15 protein-coding genes are annotated in these 19,518 nt (G+C 36.3%); 5 read left to right on the forward strand and 10 right to left on the reverse strand.

The window, feature by feature from the left end; translation table 11 throughout:
• Positions 1-26: 26 nt before the first annotated feature.
• The 4 genes from BM201_RS07340 to BM201_RS07355 are packed head-to-tail and all read right to left on the reverse strand — an operon-like array spanning position 27 to position 3,958.
• Positions 27-2,105 carry a flotillin family protein gene (locus BM201_RS07340; RefSeq protein WP_092541121.1) on the reverse strand — a complete coding sequence of 693 codons (2,079 nt, stop codon included), beginning with the start codon at positions 2,103-2,105 and terminating at the stop codon, positions 27-29.
• Positions 2,106-2,121: 16 nt separating this feature from the next.
• On the reverse strand, positions 2,122-2,832 hold the full coding sequence (locus tag BM201_RS07345; protein ID WP_092541123.1) for a hypothetical protein: 711 nt from the start codon (positions 2,830-2,832) through the stop codon (positions 2,122-2,124).
• Between the two features lie 5 nt (positions 2,833-2,837).
• Complete coding sequence (locus tag BM201_RS07350; RefSeq protein WP_092541125.1) at positions 2,838-3,551, reverse strand: PspA/IM30 family protein; 714 nt, start codon at positions 3,549-3,551, stop codon at positions 2,838-2,840.
• 11 nt (positions 3,552-3,562) lie between these two features.
• Positions 3,563-3,958: a CesT family type III secretion system chaperone gene (locus tag BM201_RS07355; protein WP_092541127.1), complete on the reverse strand. Its 396-nt coding sequence runs from the start codon at positions 3,956-3,958 to the stop codon at positions 3,563-3,565.
• Positions 3,959-4,249: 291 nt separating this feature from the next.
• On the opposite strand from BM201_RS07355, the gene BM201_RS07360 reads away from it, so the two are divergent.
• Together BM201_RS07360 and BM201_RS07365 are read left to right on the forward strand one after the other, a co-directional pair.
• The gene (locus BM201_RS07360) at positions 4,250-5,008 is read left to right on the forward strand and encodes a helix-turn-helix domain-containing protein (RefSeq protein WP_092541129.1); all 759 of its coding nucleotides are present in this window, start codon (positions 4,250-4,252) and stop codon (positions 5,006-5,008) included.
• Between the two features lie 146 nt (positions 5,009-5,154).
• A complete protein-coding gene (locus BM201_RS07365) occupies positions 5,155-5,748 on the forward strand; it encodes a DUF6134 family protein (protein ID WP_084840574.1) in 594 nt (197 codons plus the stop codon).
• On the opposite strand, the gene BM201_RS07370 is transcribed toward BM201_RS07365, so the two are convergent.
• Positions 5,743-6,285 (reverse strand): DUF1697 domain-containing protein, encoded by a 543-nt coding sequence (locus BM201_RS07370; protein WP_092541131.1) that lies wholly within the window; start codon positions 6,283-6,285, stop codon positions 5,743-5,745. The genes BM201_RS07365 and BM201_RS07370 overlap by 6 nt on opposite strands.
• A 111-nt stretch (positions 6,286-6,396) precedes the next feature.
• Between BM201_RS07370 and BM201_RS07375 the strand changes: the two genes are divergently transcribed.
• Positions 6,397-6,858: a ferritin-like domain-containing protein gene (locus tag BM201_RS07375; protein WP_092541133.1), complete on the forward strand. Its 462-nt coding sequence runs from the start codon at positions 6,397-6,399 to the stop codon at positions 6,856-6,858.
• Between the two features lie 106 nt (positions 6,859-6,964).
• Here BM201_RS07375 and BM201_RS07380 read toward each other — a convergent pair whose 3' ends face one another.
• Positions 6,965-7,423 (reverse strand): universal stress protein, encoded by a 459-nt coding sequence (locus BM201_RS07380; RefSeq protein WP_092541135.1) that lies wholly within the window; start codon positions 7,421-7,423, stop codon positions 6,965-6,967.
• A 20-nt stretch (positions 7,424-7,443) separates the two neighbouring features.
• Positions 7,444-8,973: an FMN-binding glutamate synthase family protein gene (locus BM201_RS07385; protein WP_092541137.1), complete on the reverse strand. Its 1,530-nt coding sequence runs from the start codon at positions 8,971-8,973 to the stop codon at positions 7,444-7,446.
• Positions 8,974-9,222: 249 nt separating this feature from the next.
• Here BM201_RS07385 and nhaA point away from each other — a divergent pair, with 249 nt between their 5' ends.
• Entirely contained in the window at positions 9,223-10,539 is a 1,317-nt protein-coding gene (gene nhaA / locus BM201_RS07390; protein ID WP_092541139.1) for a Na+/H+ antiporter NhaA, read from the forward strand.
• A 132-nt stretch (positions 10,540-10,671) separates the two neighbouring features.
• Here the strand turns inward: nhaA and BM201_RS07395 are convergent, their stop codons facing one another.
• Entirely contained in the window at positions 10,672-11,289 is a 618-nt protein-coding gene (locus tag BM201_RS07395) for a hypothetical protein (RefSeq protein WP_092541141.1), read from the reverse strand.
• A gap of 203 nt (positions 11,290-11,492) precedes the next feature.
• On the opposite strand from BM201_RS07395, the gene upp reads away from it, so the two are divergent.
• Entirely contained in the window at positions 11,493-12,152 is a 660-nt protein-coding gene (upp, locus tag BM201_RS07400; RefSeq protein ID WP_092541143.1) for a uracil phosphoribosyltransferase, read from the forward strand.
• 26 nt (positions 12,153-12,178) lie between these two features.
• Here upp and tamL read toward each other — a convergent pair whose 3' ends face one another.
• Entirely contained in the window at positions 12,179-14,482 is a 2,304-nt protein-coding gene (gene tamL, locus BM201_RS07405) for a translocation and assembly module lipoprotein TamL (RefSeq protein ID WP_092541145.1), read from the reverse strand.
• Entirely contained in the window at positions 14,479-19,491 is a 5,013-nt protein-coding gene (locus BM201_RS07410) for a translocation/assembly module TamB domain-containing protein (RefSeq protein WP_092541147.1), read from the reverse strand. Before BM201_RS07410 ends, tamL begins: the two co-directional genes overlap by 4 nt.
• Positions 19,492-19,518: the final 27 nt, after the last annotated feature.

A 19,518-nucleotide genomic window follows, 5' to 3' on the forward strand; every position in this document is an offset into this window, starting at 1 on the left:
TTAATTGATTTTCTTCAAATATTAGATCAAACCTTTAAGGTTGAAACTCGCTTATCAGACAATCCTAAACCTTTAGCCAGGTTGAATAAATTGCCTAACATGGTTTGCTCATTTTGATCGTTTGAGCGCCCTTTTAATTCCATGATCAAATTAGCGATTGTTAGGTTTTTGATATCTTCGGAAGAGATTCCGTACTTCTCTGAAAATTCACGAACTTTGGTTAGCAAATTCCCCTGAATATCATCACTGCCTAAGATCGAATCCTTTAGATCCTGAATGTTAGAACTGTTCTGTACCAATCTATCGAATCCTTTACCTCTGGTAATCTGACCAATGATCTGGTCGAAGAACATGGTTTCACCACCAACAATATCGATCTTAGCGGCTTTAAGTGCATCACTAATTACATGCGCCTGAGCATCTGCAATATCTTTTTGGATGTTGATATGCGCAAGATCTACCTGTAATTCTTTATCCAGTTTCAACTTGAATTCTTCGTGTTCTTTACCTACACCATCAAGTTTCTTCATTGCGGCAGCCTTTTCTTCTATACCGGCAGCATCGGCAAGTGCTTTATCTCTAATCACATCTGCAGCGGCTTTACCTTCTTTTCTACTCGCTTCAGCTTTAGCTTCCATTCCGGCAGCTTCAGCTTTGGCTTTTTTCTCGATAATAAGCGCTTCCATAAGTCCTTGTCTCTCGCTGGCATCTGCTTTCGCGTGCATTACTTCAGCTTCAGATAATCCAATGGTTGCTTCTTCTTTCGCTTTTGCTTCAGCAATGGTTTTTCTTGCTTCTGCTTCTTTTTCACTGGCTTCTTTATGCGCCTGCGCTTCAATATTAATTTCTTCAGCTTTTTGCTTGGCAGCTTCTTTTTGTGCTTCTGCAGCTTTAATGGTTTTGATCAATTGTTCCTGAGCGTTCGCTTCAGCAATAGTAACTTTCACTTGCTTCTCACGATCTGCAGTTTTAAAGGCCTGGATATCTTTCATATTCTCCTGCTCTTCTACCACACCTTTTTCTAACATCACACGATCACGAATAACATCCTGAATGTTTTTCTTCTCTACTTCTAGAACTTTCTCTTTCTCGATCTGCGCCAGCGTTACGATACGTTCTCTTTCAGTAGCCTCTAACATACGGTCTTTTTCAACACGTTCGCTTTCTACAGCTTCTGTTCGTTCTTTGTTTTTCGCCGCCACGATGATTTGACGGTTCATATTTTCTTCGGCAACTTTTACTTTTTCTTCCGTAGCAATTCTTGCTGTTTCAGATTTTAGGCGCTCTTCTTCAGCAACTTTGCTTACTTCAGCATTTTCTCGTGCCTTAATGTTTGCGATCTCACGTTTTTGAGCTTCTTCTTTTTCAGCTAATTGTTTATCTAATTCAAGGATAGCTTCGCGAGCTTCAACGTCTTGTTTTCTGATGGTTTTTTCTTCGTCACGCTTAATAAGGTTCGCTTTCATATTCTGAACCGCAGTAAGCTCGGTAATCTTTTTGATCCCTTCAGAATCCAGAATATTATCTGGTTTTAAATGCGAAATTGGTGTTTGCTCTAAAAAGTCGATCGCGCAATCCTCTAAAGTATAGCCGTTAAGATCTGTACCAATAATATTTACGATCTCGTCTCTAAATTCGCGACGTGCTTCGTATAGTTCGATAAAATCAAACTTCTTTCCTACGGTTTTTAAGGCTTCAGAAAATTTAGCTTCAAAAAGATCCTCTAAAGTTTCGATTCTTGATGCACGATCTACACCAATGGTTTGTGCTACTCTTTTAATAAAAGAAATATCGTTGTTCACCCTAACGAAGAAGGCAACTTTAATATCTGCCCGCATATTGTCTTTACAAATAAGGCCCTCGTGCTCCATTCTTTCGATCTGGATTTTCTTTACAGAAATATCCATAACTTCCACTTTGTGGAAAACAGGCACCACATAAAGTCCTTTATCTGTGGCTACTTTGGTTCCCCCAAAACCGGTACGAACAATGGCACGGCCTTGTGGAACTTTCTTGTAAAACATCGCAATTATTGCGAAGTAAACTACGACTAGGAAGATAAATCCCCCTAATCCAAATCCGATAAGTGGTAAAATTTGATCCATTTTTTTTAAGTTAGGTTTAGTCGTTATAAGATTGTACTAAGAAGTAATTTTTATCTGCAGATTGCTTGATAATTAAGATTTTGTCGTGGTAATTTAATTGATGTCCATCTAACGATTTTACGTAGATGGAATGCGAATCTCCATTAGCATAGATTTCAGCATTTCCCATTTTATCACCAGAAATGGTGGATAACAAAATACCTTGCCTGCCAATATAATCGATAGCTTTATCACCGTCTTTATTCAGGTTTTTAAAGAAACCTTTAAATGGTGTAGTAAAGATCTTGTTTACAAATAAAGAGGTAAAAAAACCGGCGATCATGATGGCGAAACCCAAAAAGTTATCATACGTGTAGGTTAGCGCTGTTGTAATTGCCGTGGTAAACCACCAGATAAATACGAAACAGGTAAAGGTGAACATAAATGGCAGCCCAACAAAGTTGAAATAGATCAACATAATTTGCCACCATTTTAAAGGTTGAATTCTTCTACCTACCACATCCTCTTTATTCAGCTCGGCATTCGAAACATCCTGAAATTCCATATTTGCGCCATCGGTTGCCAAATCGGCATCGACATCTACATCGGCATCGATATCAATATCCATGTCGTAATCAAAGTCGATACCGCTTATCATGGTTAGCAACCAATAAACGATCAATAGCATACAGAGGATGCTTAAGGTAATGTTTACCTCAGAGAATAATATGTCTGTTAAACTGGTCAATTTCGTTATTTTTTATCATCATTTAAACCTAATTGATCTTTAAGTTTGCTAAGATCATCTTCGGCTTTTGCTTCTGTAGTGCTTGCTGCTTTTTCAAGCTCTTCGTCAATAGATTTAGAGGCGCCTGCAATATCGCCATAGGCTTCAGCCAAAGCTTCTTCCTGCGCTACTTTTTCTTTCATGCGCTCTAGCATAGAAACTGTGCTACTACTATCAATCTCGGCCATTTGCTTGTTAAGGCTCTTTGTGGCGTTACTCACTTTTACACGAGCTTTAAGCGTTCTAAGTTCGTTTTCCCAATTGCTAATATTCGATTTGATGGTTTGAATATTTCGCTCTAATTGGGCTACGTTTTCATTAAACTTTTTGGCTTCTTCTTCAGATCGTTCTACGTGTTTTTGCGCTTCTTCCTTTTTTACTAAAGCCTCACGAGCAAGGCGATCTGATTCGGTTTTATCCATATCACCACTTTGTCCTTTCTTCAGGATCAAAATCGCTTTATTATGGTAGTCTTCTTTTTTGTCCAGATATTCTTCCTGGTCGTTCTTTGCTCTAATTGCCAGGGCTTTTACCTGCGCCAAAGCTTCCAGATTTTTCTCCAAATCCTGTTTAAGGTCCCTGATTCCCTGCTCGGTTAATTTAATGGGATCTTCCATTTTATCTATTGCTGAATTTGCTTCAGCTTCTCCTATTTTAAATAATCGTTTAAAAATGTTCATAACGCTAAGGTTTAATATTTTGAAAATTCTATGATTTTGTCTGAATATTCACTCATTAATAAACTAAGTGAATTTAATGATCCTTCCAGTTCGTTTAGATCTAAGTTTTCTATCTGAAGCGTATCTCTAAAGATCACTTTTTCTCCAGAATCGTCTACTACAAAGGCGCCATGGATAATGTCACGGTTTTTTTGCAACAGGCTGCGATAGATCTTTTCAGACTGGTTATTAATCTTGAATAAGAACTGCTCCATTATTAAAATAGGCGGTGCTACACCCAGGATAAGGTTTTTAATTCCAAAATTCTCTTTTCGAATCATTAAAATTCCTTCGGCTTCATTTTCGAAATCGATATTGAAATTAAGCTCTAGCAGAAAATTTTTGGTTATCTGAAAGTGGTTTTTCATCTAGACAGTGTTTTTTGATTGGTGTTAAAAACTAGAGTATAATAATACAAAATCTATTTTGTATTAAGGTATTATTAACACAATCACTGCTGTAATTATTGCTGTAATCATTGGTTGTTTAGGTTTAAAGTTCAAATTTTCCATTTCAAGCTAATTCATTTAGCAATCTCTTTCTTTTTAAATTCATATAGAGAAATAACCAAATAAATTAGTAATTATCAAATCTATTAGCTAATATTGTTAGATAAAGATACAACTAAATTTCAATATTGCAAATAATTTTAGCAAAATATGTCGTATTTCGGTAAAAATATTAGGAAGATAAGAAATGTAAAGAAACTAAGTCAGCAGGCTTTTGCTGAATTATTCGAGCTAAAACGCGGTACTTTGGGTGCTTACGAAGAAGAACGAAGTGAACCTAGAATCGAAACCATTATTAAAATAGCTAATCATTTTAGCATTACTATAGATGATCTACTTACCAAAGAACTTACCGTGAATAAACTTTTAAAATTTAAAGACGACCTTGCGCTACAAGGTAGTTTTAGTAAAGAAGAGTTTACCAAAATTCCCTGTATCACTCCAAAAACCGAAGCAGATTATATACAATATTACGATAAGCCACACTTTATAGAAGATCTTCCCAAACTTCATTTACCAATAAATCCTGATAAAAAATATAGAGGTTACTTAATTTCTAATTTAGAAATGACTGATAACGATAAAGCATTTTGCCCTAAGGATGTTGTTATAGGAGAACATATTTTAGCGGAAGATTTTACCAAAATCGAAAATGGCAGCCTGGTTATTGTTTTAGTTCACGGAAAAATATTCTTTAGAAAGTTTTATCACTCTTCAACAACTGTAACCTTAAGAGCAACTAATACCAATATCGACGATCTTGAAGTTTCTCCTACAGAAATTAAAGAAATGTGGAGTGTTTGCTACACCTTCTTTAAGCGTCTTCCTGAAAATAATAATGTTGAAATCGAACAAAAGCTTAATTTCCTAGAGCAGGAATTTATGAAATTAAGGCAGAATTTTAAGTAAGTTGTATTCCGAAGAATACATTCTTTCTAGATTTATTTATAGTTTCTAAGCCTATTTTAGAGCGGAAAAAGCCTATAATTCAAAAATTAGCTGTCTAATATAATATTGCAGAATTTTACTTAAATTAAGCCATTAAAATCCCCATCATGAAATCGGCCTTTTCAATAATTATTATTTTATTTCTTGATTTTGCGCTGTATGCACAAAAAGAGAATTATACCTATACGATAATCCACAAGGACGATACGATTGGGCAATTAAAAGCGGTTAAAGAAACACAGGGCCAAAGTGTACAATATCTTACCAAAACAAATATAGAAACCCGAATTTTAACCAAAATTGAAGTCAGTTACGCCTTTGATGTAAAATTTGATGGCCAACATTTAGAACAATCTGATGTTCAAATTTATTTTAACGGTAAAGAACGTACAAATACCAAAACTTTAAAATCTACCAGCGGTTACAAGTTTTACGATTCGGGCGAATTAGAGAAAAACATCAAACATTCTGTCTCCTATTGTGGCGTGCAATTAATTTTTGAAGAACCTACAGGAATAGATCGCGTTTACAGCGAAGAAACAGGTGGATTTCATGCGTTAAGAAAGATTGGAAACCATATCTACGCAAAAGAAAACGAAAAAGGCCGGGAAAGCACTTATCTTTATAAAAACGGAATTTTACATTCTGCAAAAATTGATGCCGGAATTATCGAATTTGAGCTGCGCTTACAGCAATCATAAGCTTTTAGTCATCTCTAAGAGCTTAATACAGGTTTTCCAGTTTCGGGTAGTACAATTTATTTTCAACAGCTTTTCAGCGACACTATTATTGATATTCGATTTACTGTAACGCTCTGTTTCACAGCAAATGTAAACACAATCTTCAGCAGTCGTAAAGACATCTGGAGAGGCATCGAAAGTTTCAAGCTTTTGGCGGTTTTCTAAGATGGGTTCAGTCTTAAAAAAAGTACAGTGTAAACGCTTAATATCAACCTCAGCATAAGGATTATTTTTAATGATCGCAGCAAAATTTTCTTCGGAAAGAACCAATGTGCTCACCTCAAATCCATAATGTTCTAAGATCTTTTTCTGAATTAATTGCGCCAGCTTTGCTTCACTATCTCCTGAAGCGCTAAAGATTATATTACCGCTTTGAATATAGGTTTTAACTTTATCTATTTCTTCTATTTTCGTTAGCAAATCCCTGAGCTCTGCCATTAGAATCTTTTTGTGTCCACCAACGTTGATTCCTTTTAAGATTGCAATGTATTTCTTCATTAAAATTTGGAGTAATTAACATTAAAAGCTAAATCGAGGTGAATTTAAAAATAATTAAGACTATTATCGTTAGTCTTACCTTAATTTTGATAGGAATATATAAAATCGCCTATGGAAAAGATAAATGATAGTAAAAAGATTGCGAATGCATTGCAGGAGCTTTTAGAAAAAAATTGCGATGCAGAACAGGTTTACAAGGATGGATTAAATGATACGGAAGACAATCTTTTAAAAGACTTTATTTTAACGCAGGCGAAACAGCGTGCAAGATTTGCTAAGGAATTAGAAAGAGAGCTTTACCAAATTGATCATTTGCCCGCAGCCAGTGGAACTTTACAAGGAACCTTGCAGCGTACCTGGATGGATTTAAAAACAATCTTCAGCAAAAATAAAGATGAAATTATCCTTGAAGAATGCCTAAAAGGTGAAAAAGAAAGCGCCGAAGAATACGAAAGAGCTATTGCACAGTACAATTTCAGTGAAGACGTTTTAAGGGTTTTAAACGGCCAGTTAGACGAAATAAACTATACACTAACAAAAATATCTTCCATAAAGGATCTGGAGCATTATTAAGATCCAGATTTTCTTGGCACCGCCAACGGGTATAATACTCCGCGGCTTGCCTCGAAATTAAAAAATTGTTTCTAGTGAATGCCTCGTGGGCTAACCCCGAGGTAGTTTACTTTTTAATTGGAACCATATACACCGGCACATCAGTTTTCTCTAAAACTTTAGACGCTACAGTTCCCACCAGTACTTTCTCTAAAGTAGAATGGCTATGTGTACCCATAACAATTAGATCTGCTCCCCATTCTTTCGCATATTTTAAGATTCCTCGATGGCTATCGCCAATCTCTAAGGCTACAGAAACTTTATCGTCATTAAACTGCTTTTTAGCCGTTTTTAGATAATCCTGAGCCATTTCCTGCAATTGTGCACTAACACCCAGATCGAAACCCATATTTTGATAACCTGGATAGCCTAAGAACTCAGAATAATTTACGCCGTAATGAGAAACATCGGCTAGTACATGTAGCAAGCAAACTTCAGCACTCATCCTTTTGGCAAGATCGTAGCCAGCAGTTGCCACTACTTCTGAGTTTGGATGATAATCGATAGCAATTAATACTTTTTCCATAATCTTGATTATTTAGTTAGTTAAGGAGCGACATATTCTTCTTTTAGATAAGCTCCGGTCGCTACATTAGGATAAAAAACAGAATACGACTTTATCTCGTCATTTATTTTTTTATTGATCATTTTGCGATTAAGCTCTAAAAGGTCATTACAGCCGGCAGCTGCAAAAAGCTCTAAGAAATCGTCCAAAGTTTGTTGCTGGTAGTTCTTAACACGCTTCCATTTATCTTCTACTACCAAACCATTCATTAACCTATTGTTATTTGTAGCTACACCTGTAGGACATTTATTAGTATCGCAGCGCATTGCCTGGATACAGCCTAAAGCCAGCATCATTCCGCGAGCTGAATTACAAATATCGGCACCAATACATAAAGCTTTAAAAATATCGAAGGCGGTAAAGATCTTTGTTGCGGTAAGTACTTTGATGTCCTTTTTAAGATCAAAACCATTTAGAATATCTACCACAAAGATCAATGCATTTTCCCACGGCATCCCTACGTAATTGGAAAAATCTATAGGTGCGGCACCAGTACCGCCTTCTGCTCCGTCTACTGTGATAAAATCTGGTTTGATCCCAGTTTCGATCATTTTCTCACAAATTTCAATAAACTCGTCTTTTGAACCTATGCTCAATTTAAATCCAACAGGCTTAGCGTTTGATAAGTCCCTTAGCTGCTGTACAAATTTTAATAAACCTTCAGCATCTGTAAAAGCAGTATGACCGGGCGGAGATAATACATCGGTGTGTGGTTCTACACCTCTAATTTCAGCAATTTCCTTATTATTTTTTGAAGCCGGTAAAACTCCGCCATGACCAGGTTTAGCGCCTTGTGATATTTTTATTTCGATCATTTTAACCTCAGCCCAATTCGCTTTTTCTTCAAATTGATGGGGATCAAAATCTCCATCTTTAGTTCTGCAGCCAAAATATCCTGTACCTATTTCCCAAACCAGATCGCCACCAAATCGGTGATAATCTGAAATCGCGCCCTCTCCTGTATCGTGAAAAAAGTTTCCCGCTTTAGCACCTTTATTTAAAGCTTCTATCGCATTTTTGCTGAGTGCGCCATAGCTCATTGCTGAAATATTGAATAAGGAAGCCGAATACAGCTGCCTGCAATCTGGACCGCCAACTATTACTCTTGGATATTCGGTTTTTACTTTTGTAGGATAGATACTGTGTTGCATCCATTTAAAATTCTCTGCTTCTACATTTAATTGCGTTCCAAATGGATGTGTTTCTTTCTGAAGTTTTGCTCGTTGGTAGATGTAACTTCTGTGATTACGATCTATAGGTTTTCCATCGGTATCATTTTCGATAAAATATTGATGAATTTCTGGACTTATTAGCTCCAGCATATAACGCATATGCCCCAGCAAAGGGAAATTTCTTAAGATCGTATGTTCTTTCTGAAAAATATCATACAGGCCAATTGCAAAAAGTAAGATTCCAAATATCGAAAATCCCCAAACAGGCCATAAAATAGTGCAAATGATCAATCCAACGATTAAGGCTATAATTAGAGTAAAGCGTATGGCTTCTCTCATTCTTCGTGATATTAAAACTTAATACTCAGTTACTTTATAAAGCTAATTAGCATTTAACATTTTCTATGCTAAAATCATGTTATAATTTAAAAGTAACAGCATCTTCCTAAAACGCCGTTTTTATCGCCTCTTAAAATAAACCCTTATAATTCACAGTATTCCTGATAAATGTCATAATTATAAAACCAATATTTCTCTAAGTTTGATAAGCCACTCTATAGTATTTGTTCATCCTTAATTACAACTATTATGAGGAAGTCTCCCCTAGATCAATATTTGATCTTACCCATCAAAAAATTTATCGAAAAACAAACTTCTGTAGGTATCCTATTAATTTTCGCTGCCTTACTGGCCATGCTTGTTGCTAATTCACCCTTAGCCGAAGCATATCACCAACTTTGGGAACAGCACATTCATATAGGAATTAATGATTTTGTAATTAATAAGAGCATATTACATTGGATAAACGATGGTTTAATGTCCATGTTCTTTTTCCTGATTGGTCTCGAAATCAAAAAAGAAATATTGCATGGTGAGCTCTCTACTTTTAGAGGTGCACTTTTACCGCTTACTGCGGGAATTGGCGGAATGATGATGCCTGCAATAATTTTTAGTCTGTTTAATTCAGGAACTCCAGCTATCGAAGGTTGGGGAATTCCTATGGCAACAGATATCGCATTTGCCCTAGGATTACTTTATTTACTTGGCGATAAAGTTCCTTTGTCTCTAAAGATCTTTCTAACTGCCATCGCGGTAATCGATGATCTTGGTGCTGTTTTGATCATTGCTTTATTTTATACTTCAGATATTTCACTTTTAAACCTGGGAATAGCAGCAGTATTCCTTTCTATTTTAGTTGTTGCTAACTATATAGGCGTTAGAAATACCATTTTTTATATGATCGTAGGTATTGGTGGCCTTTGGCTTGCCATTCTACTTTCTGGCGTTCACGCTACCATCGCAGCAGTTCTTGCTGCATTGGCTATACCAAACTCTAGAACTGTCGATCCTCCTTTATTTCTACGGAAAGTAAAACTATGGGCATTCAAGATCAATAAAAATGAAGATCCTGAATTAACCAGTAGCAACGAAGATACCGGGATGATCATTGAAAAGTTTGCGCTACTTACTAAAGAAGCTACGCCACCACTACAGCGTTTAGAAAATGGCTTAACAAACTTTGTGAATTTTGTAGTCTTACCTCTTTTTGCCTTTGCAAATGCAGGCGTTACTATTAATGCGGATTCTTTTGGTTTTTTTCTAAGTCCCATCACCATTGGGATTATTCTTGGATTGATCATCGGGAAGTTTTGTGGCATTGTTTTCTTTACCCGATTACTTTGCGCTATAAAAATATGTAAATTACCAAAAGGAGTAAACTGGAAGCATATTTATGGCGTTGGTTGCTTAGGCGGAATTGGTTTTACTATGTCTCTTTTTATTACTGAACTTGCCTTTGATAAACCAGAAATGCTCACACAGGCAAAAATTGGAATCTTAACGGCCTCGATCTTAGCGGGAATTATTGGATATAACTACCTAAATTGGGTAAGCAAAAGGAAGTAAACTGCCTCAGATCGGTATCGGTAATAAATATTTTTTTAAGTATAAAAAAAGCTGCCTGATCACACCAGACAGCTTTTTTATAATTAATTTGAAATACTATAAAATTTGCTCGTAAATTATCGAATCTTAGCGCTATTGCTTTACTACCATTAAACTTGCTCTGGCACCGGTAAGTAAATTCCATTCTTTGGAAACAAGTTGCTTACCGTCTTCTCCAAAAACCTTTAACATCGCCGTATTTGGTCCAGATAAGCCTTGATTTAAAGCTTCAAATTCGATCGTATTAAAACCACTCTGCAAAGTGACCAATATTGGTTTATAAGAACCGGTTAAAGCTAAGTTTTTAAAGATCACTTCGCCATTTACCGTAATTTTCACTCGGTCTCCATCAACAAACTCATGATCTCTACAGTATAATTCTACAAATTTACCGGTAGTTTTTACATCTCCCAGGTATTGATCTTTTGCGTATTCTTCTTTTGCTTTTTTATCTTCTTTCCACTCGGCTGCAACACGATCACCTTCAGTTAGAAGTCCGTTTTTATCCTGGCGCATATTAATTTTGCGCTCTTCTTTCTTCATAAAGATGTCTTCGACCTCGTTATTCACTCGAGGAAGAAAAACACTGTTGTTTCCGGTCGTAACTGGCTTCACTGAACCTCCTGTGTTGGTCGTACTTGGGATTTCCTGAGCCTGAATAAAATTGCAGGCAAAAATCGCTATTATGAAACTAAAAACTATCTTTTTCATTTTTATGCGGAATTATCTTCAGGATTAATATCAAAAATATAGCCAAAAATAACCAATTTTGAACTGAAATACAGCTTTTTCGATTATCAATGCCATTTCTGTAAAATTCTGAAACATTCTGAAACACTTCAGAATTAAAACTTCATGGAATCCTTTGTTATAGTTTGTATATTTAAAGCATCTAACGCCAAAACTACAAATCGATGCATGTTCATCATTTATTAAATAATAACTCTATTGCCAATAAATTTATTGCCCAACTTCGTGATGTGACAGTTCAAGAGGATCGTATGCGCTTCCGAAGAAATATAGAGCGCTTAGGAGAGATATTAAGTTACGAACTTAGTAGTAAACTTCAATATACCACCAAAGAGATTACGACGCCTTTAGGAAATTCTAAAGTAGAACTTCCTGCTAATGACATTGTGATCTGTTCGATTCTACGTGCAGGTCTTCCTTTACACAATGGGATTTTAAATTATTTTGATGATGCTGAAAATTCATTTATTTCGGCCTATAGACACCATCCAAATGAAGATGAAGAGTTTGAAATTAAAGTAGAATATCTAGCTTCGCCTTCGCTAAATGATAAAACCTTGATCTTGGCCGATCCTATGCTTGCTACCGGCCGTTCTTTTGTAAATGTAATGCAGGCCTTAAAACAAATGGGAACGCCAAAAGAGATTCATTTAGTCGCTGTAATTGGTGCTGAAGAAGGTTTAAAATTACTTGATGAAGAATTTCCGCAGCATACACATTTATGGATCGCTGCCATAGACCAAAAATTAGATCACAGAGGTTATATTGTTCCCGGTCTTGGAGATGCTGGTGATCTTTGCTTCGGAAGCAAAAAACAACATTAATTATCTCTGAAATTCGCTAATTTCAACTAGAATGGATATCCTATCGCAAAATTGAAAATAGGACTTCCAAAATCGTAGGTCCATCGATCTCCTTCTGGTAACGAAGGATCGTGCATTGGTGCTGCAAGATCAAAGCGAATTACAAATCCCTGTATGTCTACTCGTACACCTACCCCGGTACCAATTCCTAGTTCGTTCATAAAGTTCGAGCTAAACTTACCACCCGGTAAACTCGTTTCTTCTGTAGACGTCCATACGTTACCGGCATCTGCAAAGACAGCTCCGTTTACGTAAGGAGGAAAAAGTGGGAAACGATATTCGATATTTGCTTCTAATCGAATATTCCCGGCACGATCAAAATAATCGGTATTTATTACACCATTTTCATCCCTGTTTTCATCAGGATTATAAACTCCGGGGCCAAGTTGCCTGATCCTAAAAGCTCTTACACTATACGGTCCTCCAGAAAAATATTGCTTTGTAAAAGGCATAATTTCAGAATTACCGTAGGGCATTCCGTAACCAGCGAACAAGCGAGTAGCAATTTTAGTGCCGCTACCCAAATTTAAATGATAACGAAAATCAACATCGGCTTTAGCGTATTGTGCGTATTCTAAATTGAAAACGGTTTGCGGATCTTCTTCTGCATTTCCGCTTACAAGATCTAAGAAGTTTCCTGCGATATCTAGCGTTGAATTTACAAAAAACTGATGCGTTTTATTTTGATCTACCATTCCGTTATACGTAAAACTATACATAGATCCCGCGATAAATTGTTGCTCAAAGCTACTTCTCAGGTATGGATTTTCATCCAAAATTTCTTCAAATTCTGGTGTGGTATTAATAAGATCTACATAAGTAACTGATACAGGGTCGAAACTATGCGTTACATATCTGTTCGCATTCCATATATAACCAAATGTCGAAGAAGCCGATCCTAATGCAAAAAGCTGACTACGTCTTAGATAATCTACATTAAGGCTAATCTTTGTTTTTGGAATATCATATTTAAAAAAATCCTCGTTAAAATGCCATGGAAATAATAATCTAGGAAAGATAAGATCACTACCTATACCTAACTGAATACTATTTAAACCTGTGTTATTCCCACTCGCTACCTGAACTTCGTAACCAAAACGCCCCTGAATATTTATAATTTCACCTCCTTTAAATAAGTTTCTATTGGTTAAAGAAAGTGCAAGGCTAGGGCCGGCAAAATTATTAGATTTAGTAACCGCTTGTAATTCGGCTCTAATCGCACGTTTATTTAAGGGCGACAAATAAATATTAGCTTCCAAAACACCTAAACTATCTGTGGCAAGCGTATCTACTTCCTCGTAATCGATATTTATAAACTTATAAGCGCCTATCGAGCCCAATCTTCTACTGGTTGCCTTAGAGATATCGGGACTATAATAATCTCCTTCTTCTATCAAAACAAATGGATCTAATCGTTTTGGCAGGAAAAAGATACTATCATGATCCTGAACAAAAGTTTTATTATTAAATCGTACACTATCTTTCTGTAAAGAATCACGCTGTATAGAACTATTTGGGTAAATGTTTACTTTAGAAATTTTATACGGAATAAGTGCTTTCTCAGGCACATCCTTTTTCACCTTTAAGAAAAGATCAAAACGCTTATTATCGTATTGATTGGTATCTGCTTGAAACAATAAAAATCCCGAGTTAAAATTGTAGTAACCTTTTTCTTTAAGCGCTACATCGATCCTTTGACGTTCATTTTTCATATTCGCTAGATCGAAACGCATCTCTTCAAAGAATTTACTCTCGTTAACTATCGGTTTCATATCCTGGTAAATGAGCAAACTATCCTCTACCAGTTGATAGCTTTCCATCCTGTATGGAGTAGTAACGCCCACATCGTAAGCTGCTGTTGCAATCTTTTTTTTATCGTTGGTATTTACATTTGCGCTTACCCTACTGTAAAAGAAACCGCGATTTTCTAATCGATTAAGAATTAGATCCTGGGTATTACCAATTTCTACATCGCTTAAATAAACAGGTTCTTCGCCAATTTTTTTATCCAGAAATTTATTGATGATTCCCGGTTTTTCCCGTTGTGCTTTATAGTGAAAATAAAGACCAGGATAACCACCCAAAAATTTAGAATTTGGCTTAGGCACTAAAACATTTTGAAGCTCTGTTTTAACTTTCCCAAGATCTTTTATCGATGTGGTATCTGGAATCAAAGAGATATCTGCACCCCGGTATAGATATTCGTCTTCAGGAATATATTTATCTACGCTACAGGCATTAAGAAAGCCCAGAGCCATTAAAAAAATGATGCTATATTTCCTTATTTTCATTCTTCTTCGTCTTCTTTTTTGGCGGGTTGGTCTTCTTGCTCTTCAGATTTAAGCAAGGTATTCCATAACTCACGATATTCGTTAAATTCCTGAGTAAATATTAATGCAATTCCACTAACGATCAATTGGCCATCGATCACGTTTTCAAATTGATTTCTTCTGAAACCTCGTATTCTAAAACGTCCTTCTTCGGTAAGCAGGTATTCTAAACTAACATTCCCAATAAGTGGATTGGTCTCCTGTCTTCCGCTATTACTTCCTTCTATATTTACCTGGCTTCCTACACTTACAATCAAACGATCGTCCAATAATTTCTTTTGTGCACTTACATTAAGATCTGTGCGCTGCTGCGGCCCACTATCACCCTGATAATCGGTATAACTATCTACACCAAAATTAAGCGAAACACCGGTGTCTCCCAGTAGCTTTTCAGAAAACATATTTAATTGATCTGATAGTGCCTGGCTAATATTTTCTCTTGCAATGGCCATTGTTCCTCCATTACTACCATCTGTTCCAGCATCTGGATAAAACCTGTTTAAAACCAGCAAACTGAATACCTGCTTATTTAATTGATTTTCCTGGCTATTTAATTGCTGCACTCTACCATACACCTGTCCACCAATGGCTCCCTGCGAGTCTCTTGGCATATCTAAACCAAAACTTAGTTCAGGTTGCATTAATTCACCATCAACATTTAAATAAACCATAAATGGTAGTTCCTGGCGATATCTGTTCTGTTCGCGACCGCTACTACCCGATAGACTTGTAGCCATTAGTGCATAGGCTGAGGTTTCTACATTGTAAATAGCTCTTACATCTAAGTTGGCATCAAAAGGATCGCCACTCCAACTCACCGAACTACCATCTGCAATTTCGAATCTACGATTTACCAGGTTGTAGAGACTCATTTCATAATGACCGTCTGATATTGTGTATTTTCCGCTTAAAGAAGTTCTTCCGTTTGGAGAAATATTAAAACGCAGGTCGCCATTTCCCTGGATTTGAAGGTTATCATTTGTTTGTTCATTTAGTATGACATTGATAATCGCTTCATCTCGAATTTTTAATTGAGCACCTATATCATAACCGCTAAAAACATAAGATTCTTCCTCGCTTTGAGTTAGAATATTATCAGGATCTTCTTTATTTACAAAAGTGACGATGCCTTCACGTTCCTGCATTTGCAATTCGGTTTCAGGCACTACGTAGGTAACATTTGTATTTTCACCAACTTCAAGATTAAGTCTCAATTTTGGCAAATTTAGATCTCCTTTTAGCGTGGCCTGAGCATCAAAGCTGGCTGTTCCGTAGAAAAGATCATTATCCTCTTCCGTAGAATTTAAAACATTGAAGTCATTAGCTTCAAAACTAAGATCGAAGGTAGGATTTATAAAACTTTCAGTCCCCAATTCTCCATCGACTACAAAAGAATTACCCTTAGTATCGCCAATCTTGAAATTATTAAAATAAACCCCATCATTATCTAAATCGAGCGTTTCATTTTTAAAAATAAAAGGAGCGTTTAACATAGAAACCCTAAACTGCGCATCATTAAAATCAATCTTACCAGAATACTCTGGATTTACTGTTGTTCCGTTTAATTTTATATTTCCTTTAAATGAACCTTTACCATCTTCTAAAGCACCAAATGAAAATCCTGTTACCGCAGCCATTTCAACTTTGTTAAGATCTAAATTCATATCCAGATTGGCGGTAGAATCTGCCGCAACGTAATTTCCTGTAAGATCCATATCTACGGCGCCTTCTTTCATTCCCATCTCGAAGCGATACTTTTCGGCGCCCATGGCGATTCCACGTAAAGATAACTTCCCAAGATCTACATCCATAGATTCCAATTGCTCGATATTAAGATCTGCCAGGATCCCGGTCTTACCAAAAGGCTCCACCAAAGCAAAACGTCCATTCATATTTCCTTTCGCTAATTTAACCTCAGGATTTAAGAAGTTCAGAAAAGCAGCAAGTTTAAAATTATCGAACAGTAAGGTGATATTATCTAAATTTCGTTCGTTTTCTTGGTTCACGAGTTCTAGAGACTGACTTTCCCTTGTGATCCTAAAGTTCTCGAATATTATTTTTTCACCATCGTATAATAGCGCATTATTTTGCTGAATATGCCACAGGTTTTTATTCAGAATTAATTTCTTATCACTCACTTCGTATCTAAAAACATCTTCGTTTTTCGATAATTTTGAAGAAACATTGACTAGCGTATCTTCATCGTAAACCGAATTAAAGTTTAATCCCAAAACGCGATTTGCCAAATTTGCTTTTAATTCGGTTTTCTTTAGCGCCAGTGGGCCGGCACTAATCGAGTTAAAACCAAAACTAAAATCGAGATCCTTACGGTCTGATCGTACCGAAATCCCTAAACTATCAATCGCAGCACCATAATAATGAGCGAAAGGTATCTTAACGTCTGCGTTTAGTTTATGTTTCTTTTCGCTAAAATCGACATCAATTTTTACGGTATCTAATTCTTCTAAATTAACCAGCAAGACTTCGTTTAAAATTGGTGCCTGGCTAATCGTTCCTTTTACATAAAGATTTACCGGATTTTCTACCGTATCGGTAGGATCGTCTTCGGTTAGGTAACTTTGATAATGTCGCTTTAGGGCCTGACTAAATTCTAACGGACTCGCATTAGATTGCAGGTTAAGATCCAACATTTTGTTATTTACCTTTACTGAGGTGGTATCTGGAGTTACAAAAGCCGATAGGTCTAAATCTCCTAACAAATAAGTATGATTATCGTAAACGGCGACACCTTCTTTTATTTCTGCCGAAGCTTCGTATTTTTTCGCATTTCCTTTAAAATTACCCTGCAGTTTAAAACCGGTACGAATATTTCGATTAACAATACCAAGTTCAGCAAGATCTGCTCCAGCAAGATCTAGATTCAGACTAACTTCAGGAGCAACAGAATCTAGGATCACATTCGCAAGCAAGTCGGCATTCAAATTATCGTCCTCGTAGCTACTTTCTATATCGCCACGACCATTTTCAATATCTCCCGTGATCTTAAGATCTTTGATAGGATAATTGTTATAAGTAAAATGGCTAATATTGGTTTCTAACTGCGCATTTAGCGTATTTACTGTATTACCGCTACCCTTCGCTTTAAGCTTAAGATTTAATTTTCCTAAAGCAGCATTTTGTAACAATTCTCCTAGTCCTAAACTGTCTACTTTTACATCTGCCTGAAATGCAATCTCTTCTGTATTCTGGAAGTTTCCTTTCGCGATAATATTCCCAAGGCTGGATTCTAAAACGGCATCTGCTTCAATATCACTTGGCGTACCAGCAAGGTTTCCAGAAAGTGCAATGCTCTTTGGTAAATTAATACCTAACTGCTTTTCGTCTACAAAATAGTTTAGATCGCTTTTGGTTGAACGTGCTCTAAAACGTGGAATATTAAAATAAATATTTTCGGGATCTGTAGCATTTCGAATTTGCCCATTTAGTATCAGATTTGTTTGACTTCCCCAGGAGATATTTGCTGAAGGAATCCTGATATTCGACAATTGGCCGTTAGCACTTAAACTTCCGGTAAGTAATTTACGGCTTAGTGCTTTTAAATATTGATTTTGCTGAAGTGCAGGCTGAAATCTAAATACTTCATTTACATCCAGCTGAATTTCAGAAAGACTAGCATCTAAACTCGCATTTTCAGGTTTTTCGATCAAGCTTTCTACAGCATCATATTTCAATTTAAGTGTTCCCTGAAGCTGATTATTATTTAAAGTCAGAATAAGATTCTTCACATTTAATGCTGAATTATCCAAAGTGACTTCCGTAGAAAATTCTCTAAGATCTAATCCCGAAGCTTCTCTAAAACTCACCTGATTAATATCTGCATTAACCTGCCGATCTGCCAATATTATATTTCCGGTTTTTAGACTAAGATCTCTAAACTTTAAGGCATTAGGATTAAATTTTTGTTGCTCGATCTTAGCGCTATCTACGATATACGCGATATTATTTTGCTCTAAATCGATATTTTGAACATTAATTTTCCAGGCCGGCCAAACAAAACCTGCGGTATCATTCTCAGTCGAATCCTTAGGCTGAGATTGTGCAGTTTTAGTCTGCATTCTTAGCAAAATATTCGATCTTTTTAGCGATACGGTATTCAACTCAATTTCATAATTCCCAAGATCCATTTTGGGCATTTCAGCAAGAAATTCTGGAATATGAACGTCGGCAAGCATTCCATCAGGTTCAGACTGGTATTTAGCATTTACATTATTCAACCTTAAACGATCTACTACAACCAAAGGCATTGGCGCTTCAGAATCTTCACTTGGTGGTAAAGCTTTATTTTGCCGATATACCACCATCGTATTATTAAGCGAAGCGTCTGCAACCTCAAATTGCATATTTTGAAGATCTGTTTTTCGCATGGCGACATCTAGCTCTCCCAATTTAATTTCGGCTTCCATCCCGGTGACCTCGTCATTATAATTCAGAATAATATTTTGAAGATTAACGTCTCCGATATTAATATTCATGGAAGATGAAGTGGTATCCTGAGCTTGCGTTTGCTGCGTGCTCGTAGAGTCTGAAGCCGCAAAAGCATCCATTAAAAACTGAAAATTATAGCCAGAAATCGAGTCTTTTCGATATACATTTGCTTTTAAGCCTTTTAGATCAAGATCATTAATCCCAAATCCGCTTCCTTTTATAATGGGCCAAATAGGAATATTTGCTTCCAGATTGTGAGCATAAACCAATGTATCTCCTTTTTTATCTTCAAGATAAAGCCCTTCCAAACTAACAGCTCCACCAAATGTGATAAATAAACGATCGATTTCAACTTCGGTTTTCGTTTTCTTTTCGATCGAAGAGACTACCTTATTTACAATAATATTTTGCCCCCACGGACTTCTAATAAAAAGGATAAGCAATAATAAGAAAATAAGTATACCAGCTAAGATCTTTAGGGTAATCCTTAATGCTTTTCTCAGTTTTGGATGTTTCTTACTCAAATTATGGTATATCTTAATTGATTGCGG

The organism is Zunongwangia mangrovi (genome assembly GCF_900112105.1).
Taxonomy (GTDB): domain Bacteria; phylum Bacteroidota; class Bacteroidia; order Flavobacteriales; family Flavobacteriaceae; genus Zunongwangia; species Zunongwangia mangrovi.

Excerpts from the sequence above, each read along its gene's own strand:
- BM201_RS07385 (WP_092541137.1), bottom strand. The coding sequence starts at position 8,973 with ATGAGAGAAGCCATACGCTTTACTCTAATTATAGCCTTAATCGTTGGA.
- BM201_RS07365 (WP_084840574.1), top strand. The coding sequence starts at position 5,155 with ATGAAATCGGCCTTTTCAATAATTATTATTTTATTTCTTGATTTTGCG.
- nhaA (WP_092541139.1), top strand. The coding sequence starts at position 9,223 with ATGAGGAAGTCTCCCCTAGATCAATATTTGATCTTACCCATCAAAAAA.
- BM201_RS07375 (WP_092541133.1), top strand. The coding sequence starts at position 6,397 with ATGGAAAAGATAAATGATAGTAAAAAGATTGCGAATGCATTGCAGGAG.
- tamL (WP_092541145.1), bottom strand. The coding sequence starts at position 14,482 with ATGAAAATAAGGAAATATAGCATCATTTTTTTAATGGCTCTGGGCTTT.
- BM201_RS07355 (WP_092541127.1), bottom strand. The coding sequence starts at position 3,958 with ATGAAAAACCACTTTCAGATAACCAAAAATTTTCTGCTAGAGCTTAAT.
- BM201_RS07350 (WP_092541125.1), bottom strand. The coding sequence starts at position 3,551 with ATGAACATTTTTAAACGATTATTTAAAATAGGAGAAGCTGAAGCAAAT.
- upp (WP_092541143.1), top strand. The coding sequence starts at position 11,493 with ATGCATGTTCATCATTTATTAAATAATAACTCTATTGCCAATAAATTT.
- BM201_RS07395 (WP_092541141.1), bottom strand. The coding sequence starts at position 11,289 with ATGAAAAAGATAGTTTTTAGTTTCATAATAGCGATTTTTGCCTGCAAT.
- BM201_RS07360 (WP_092541129.1), top strand. The coding sequence starts at position 4,250 with ATGTCGTATTTCGGTAAAAATATTAGGAAGATAAGAAATGTAAAGAAA.
- BM201_RS07340 (WP_092541121.1), bottom strand. The coding sequence starts at position 2,105 with ATGGATCAAATTTTACCACTTATCGGATTTGGATTAGGGGGATTTATC.
- BM201_RS07380 (WP_092541135.1), bottom strand. The coding sequence starts at position 7,423 with ATGGAAAAAGTATTAATTGCTATCGATTATCATCCAAACTCAGAAGTA.
- BM201_RS07370 (WP_092541131.1), bottom strand. The coding sequence starts at position 6,285 with ATGAAGAAATACATTGCAATCTTAAAAGGAATCAACGTTGGTGGACAC.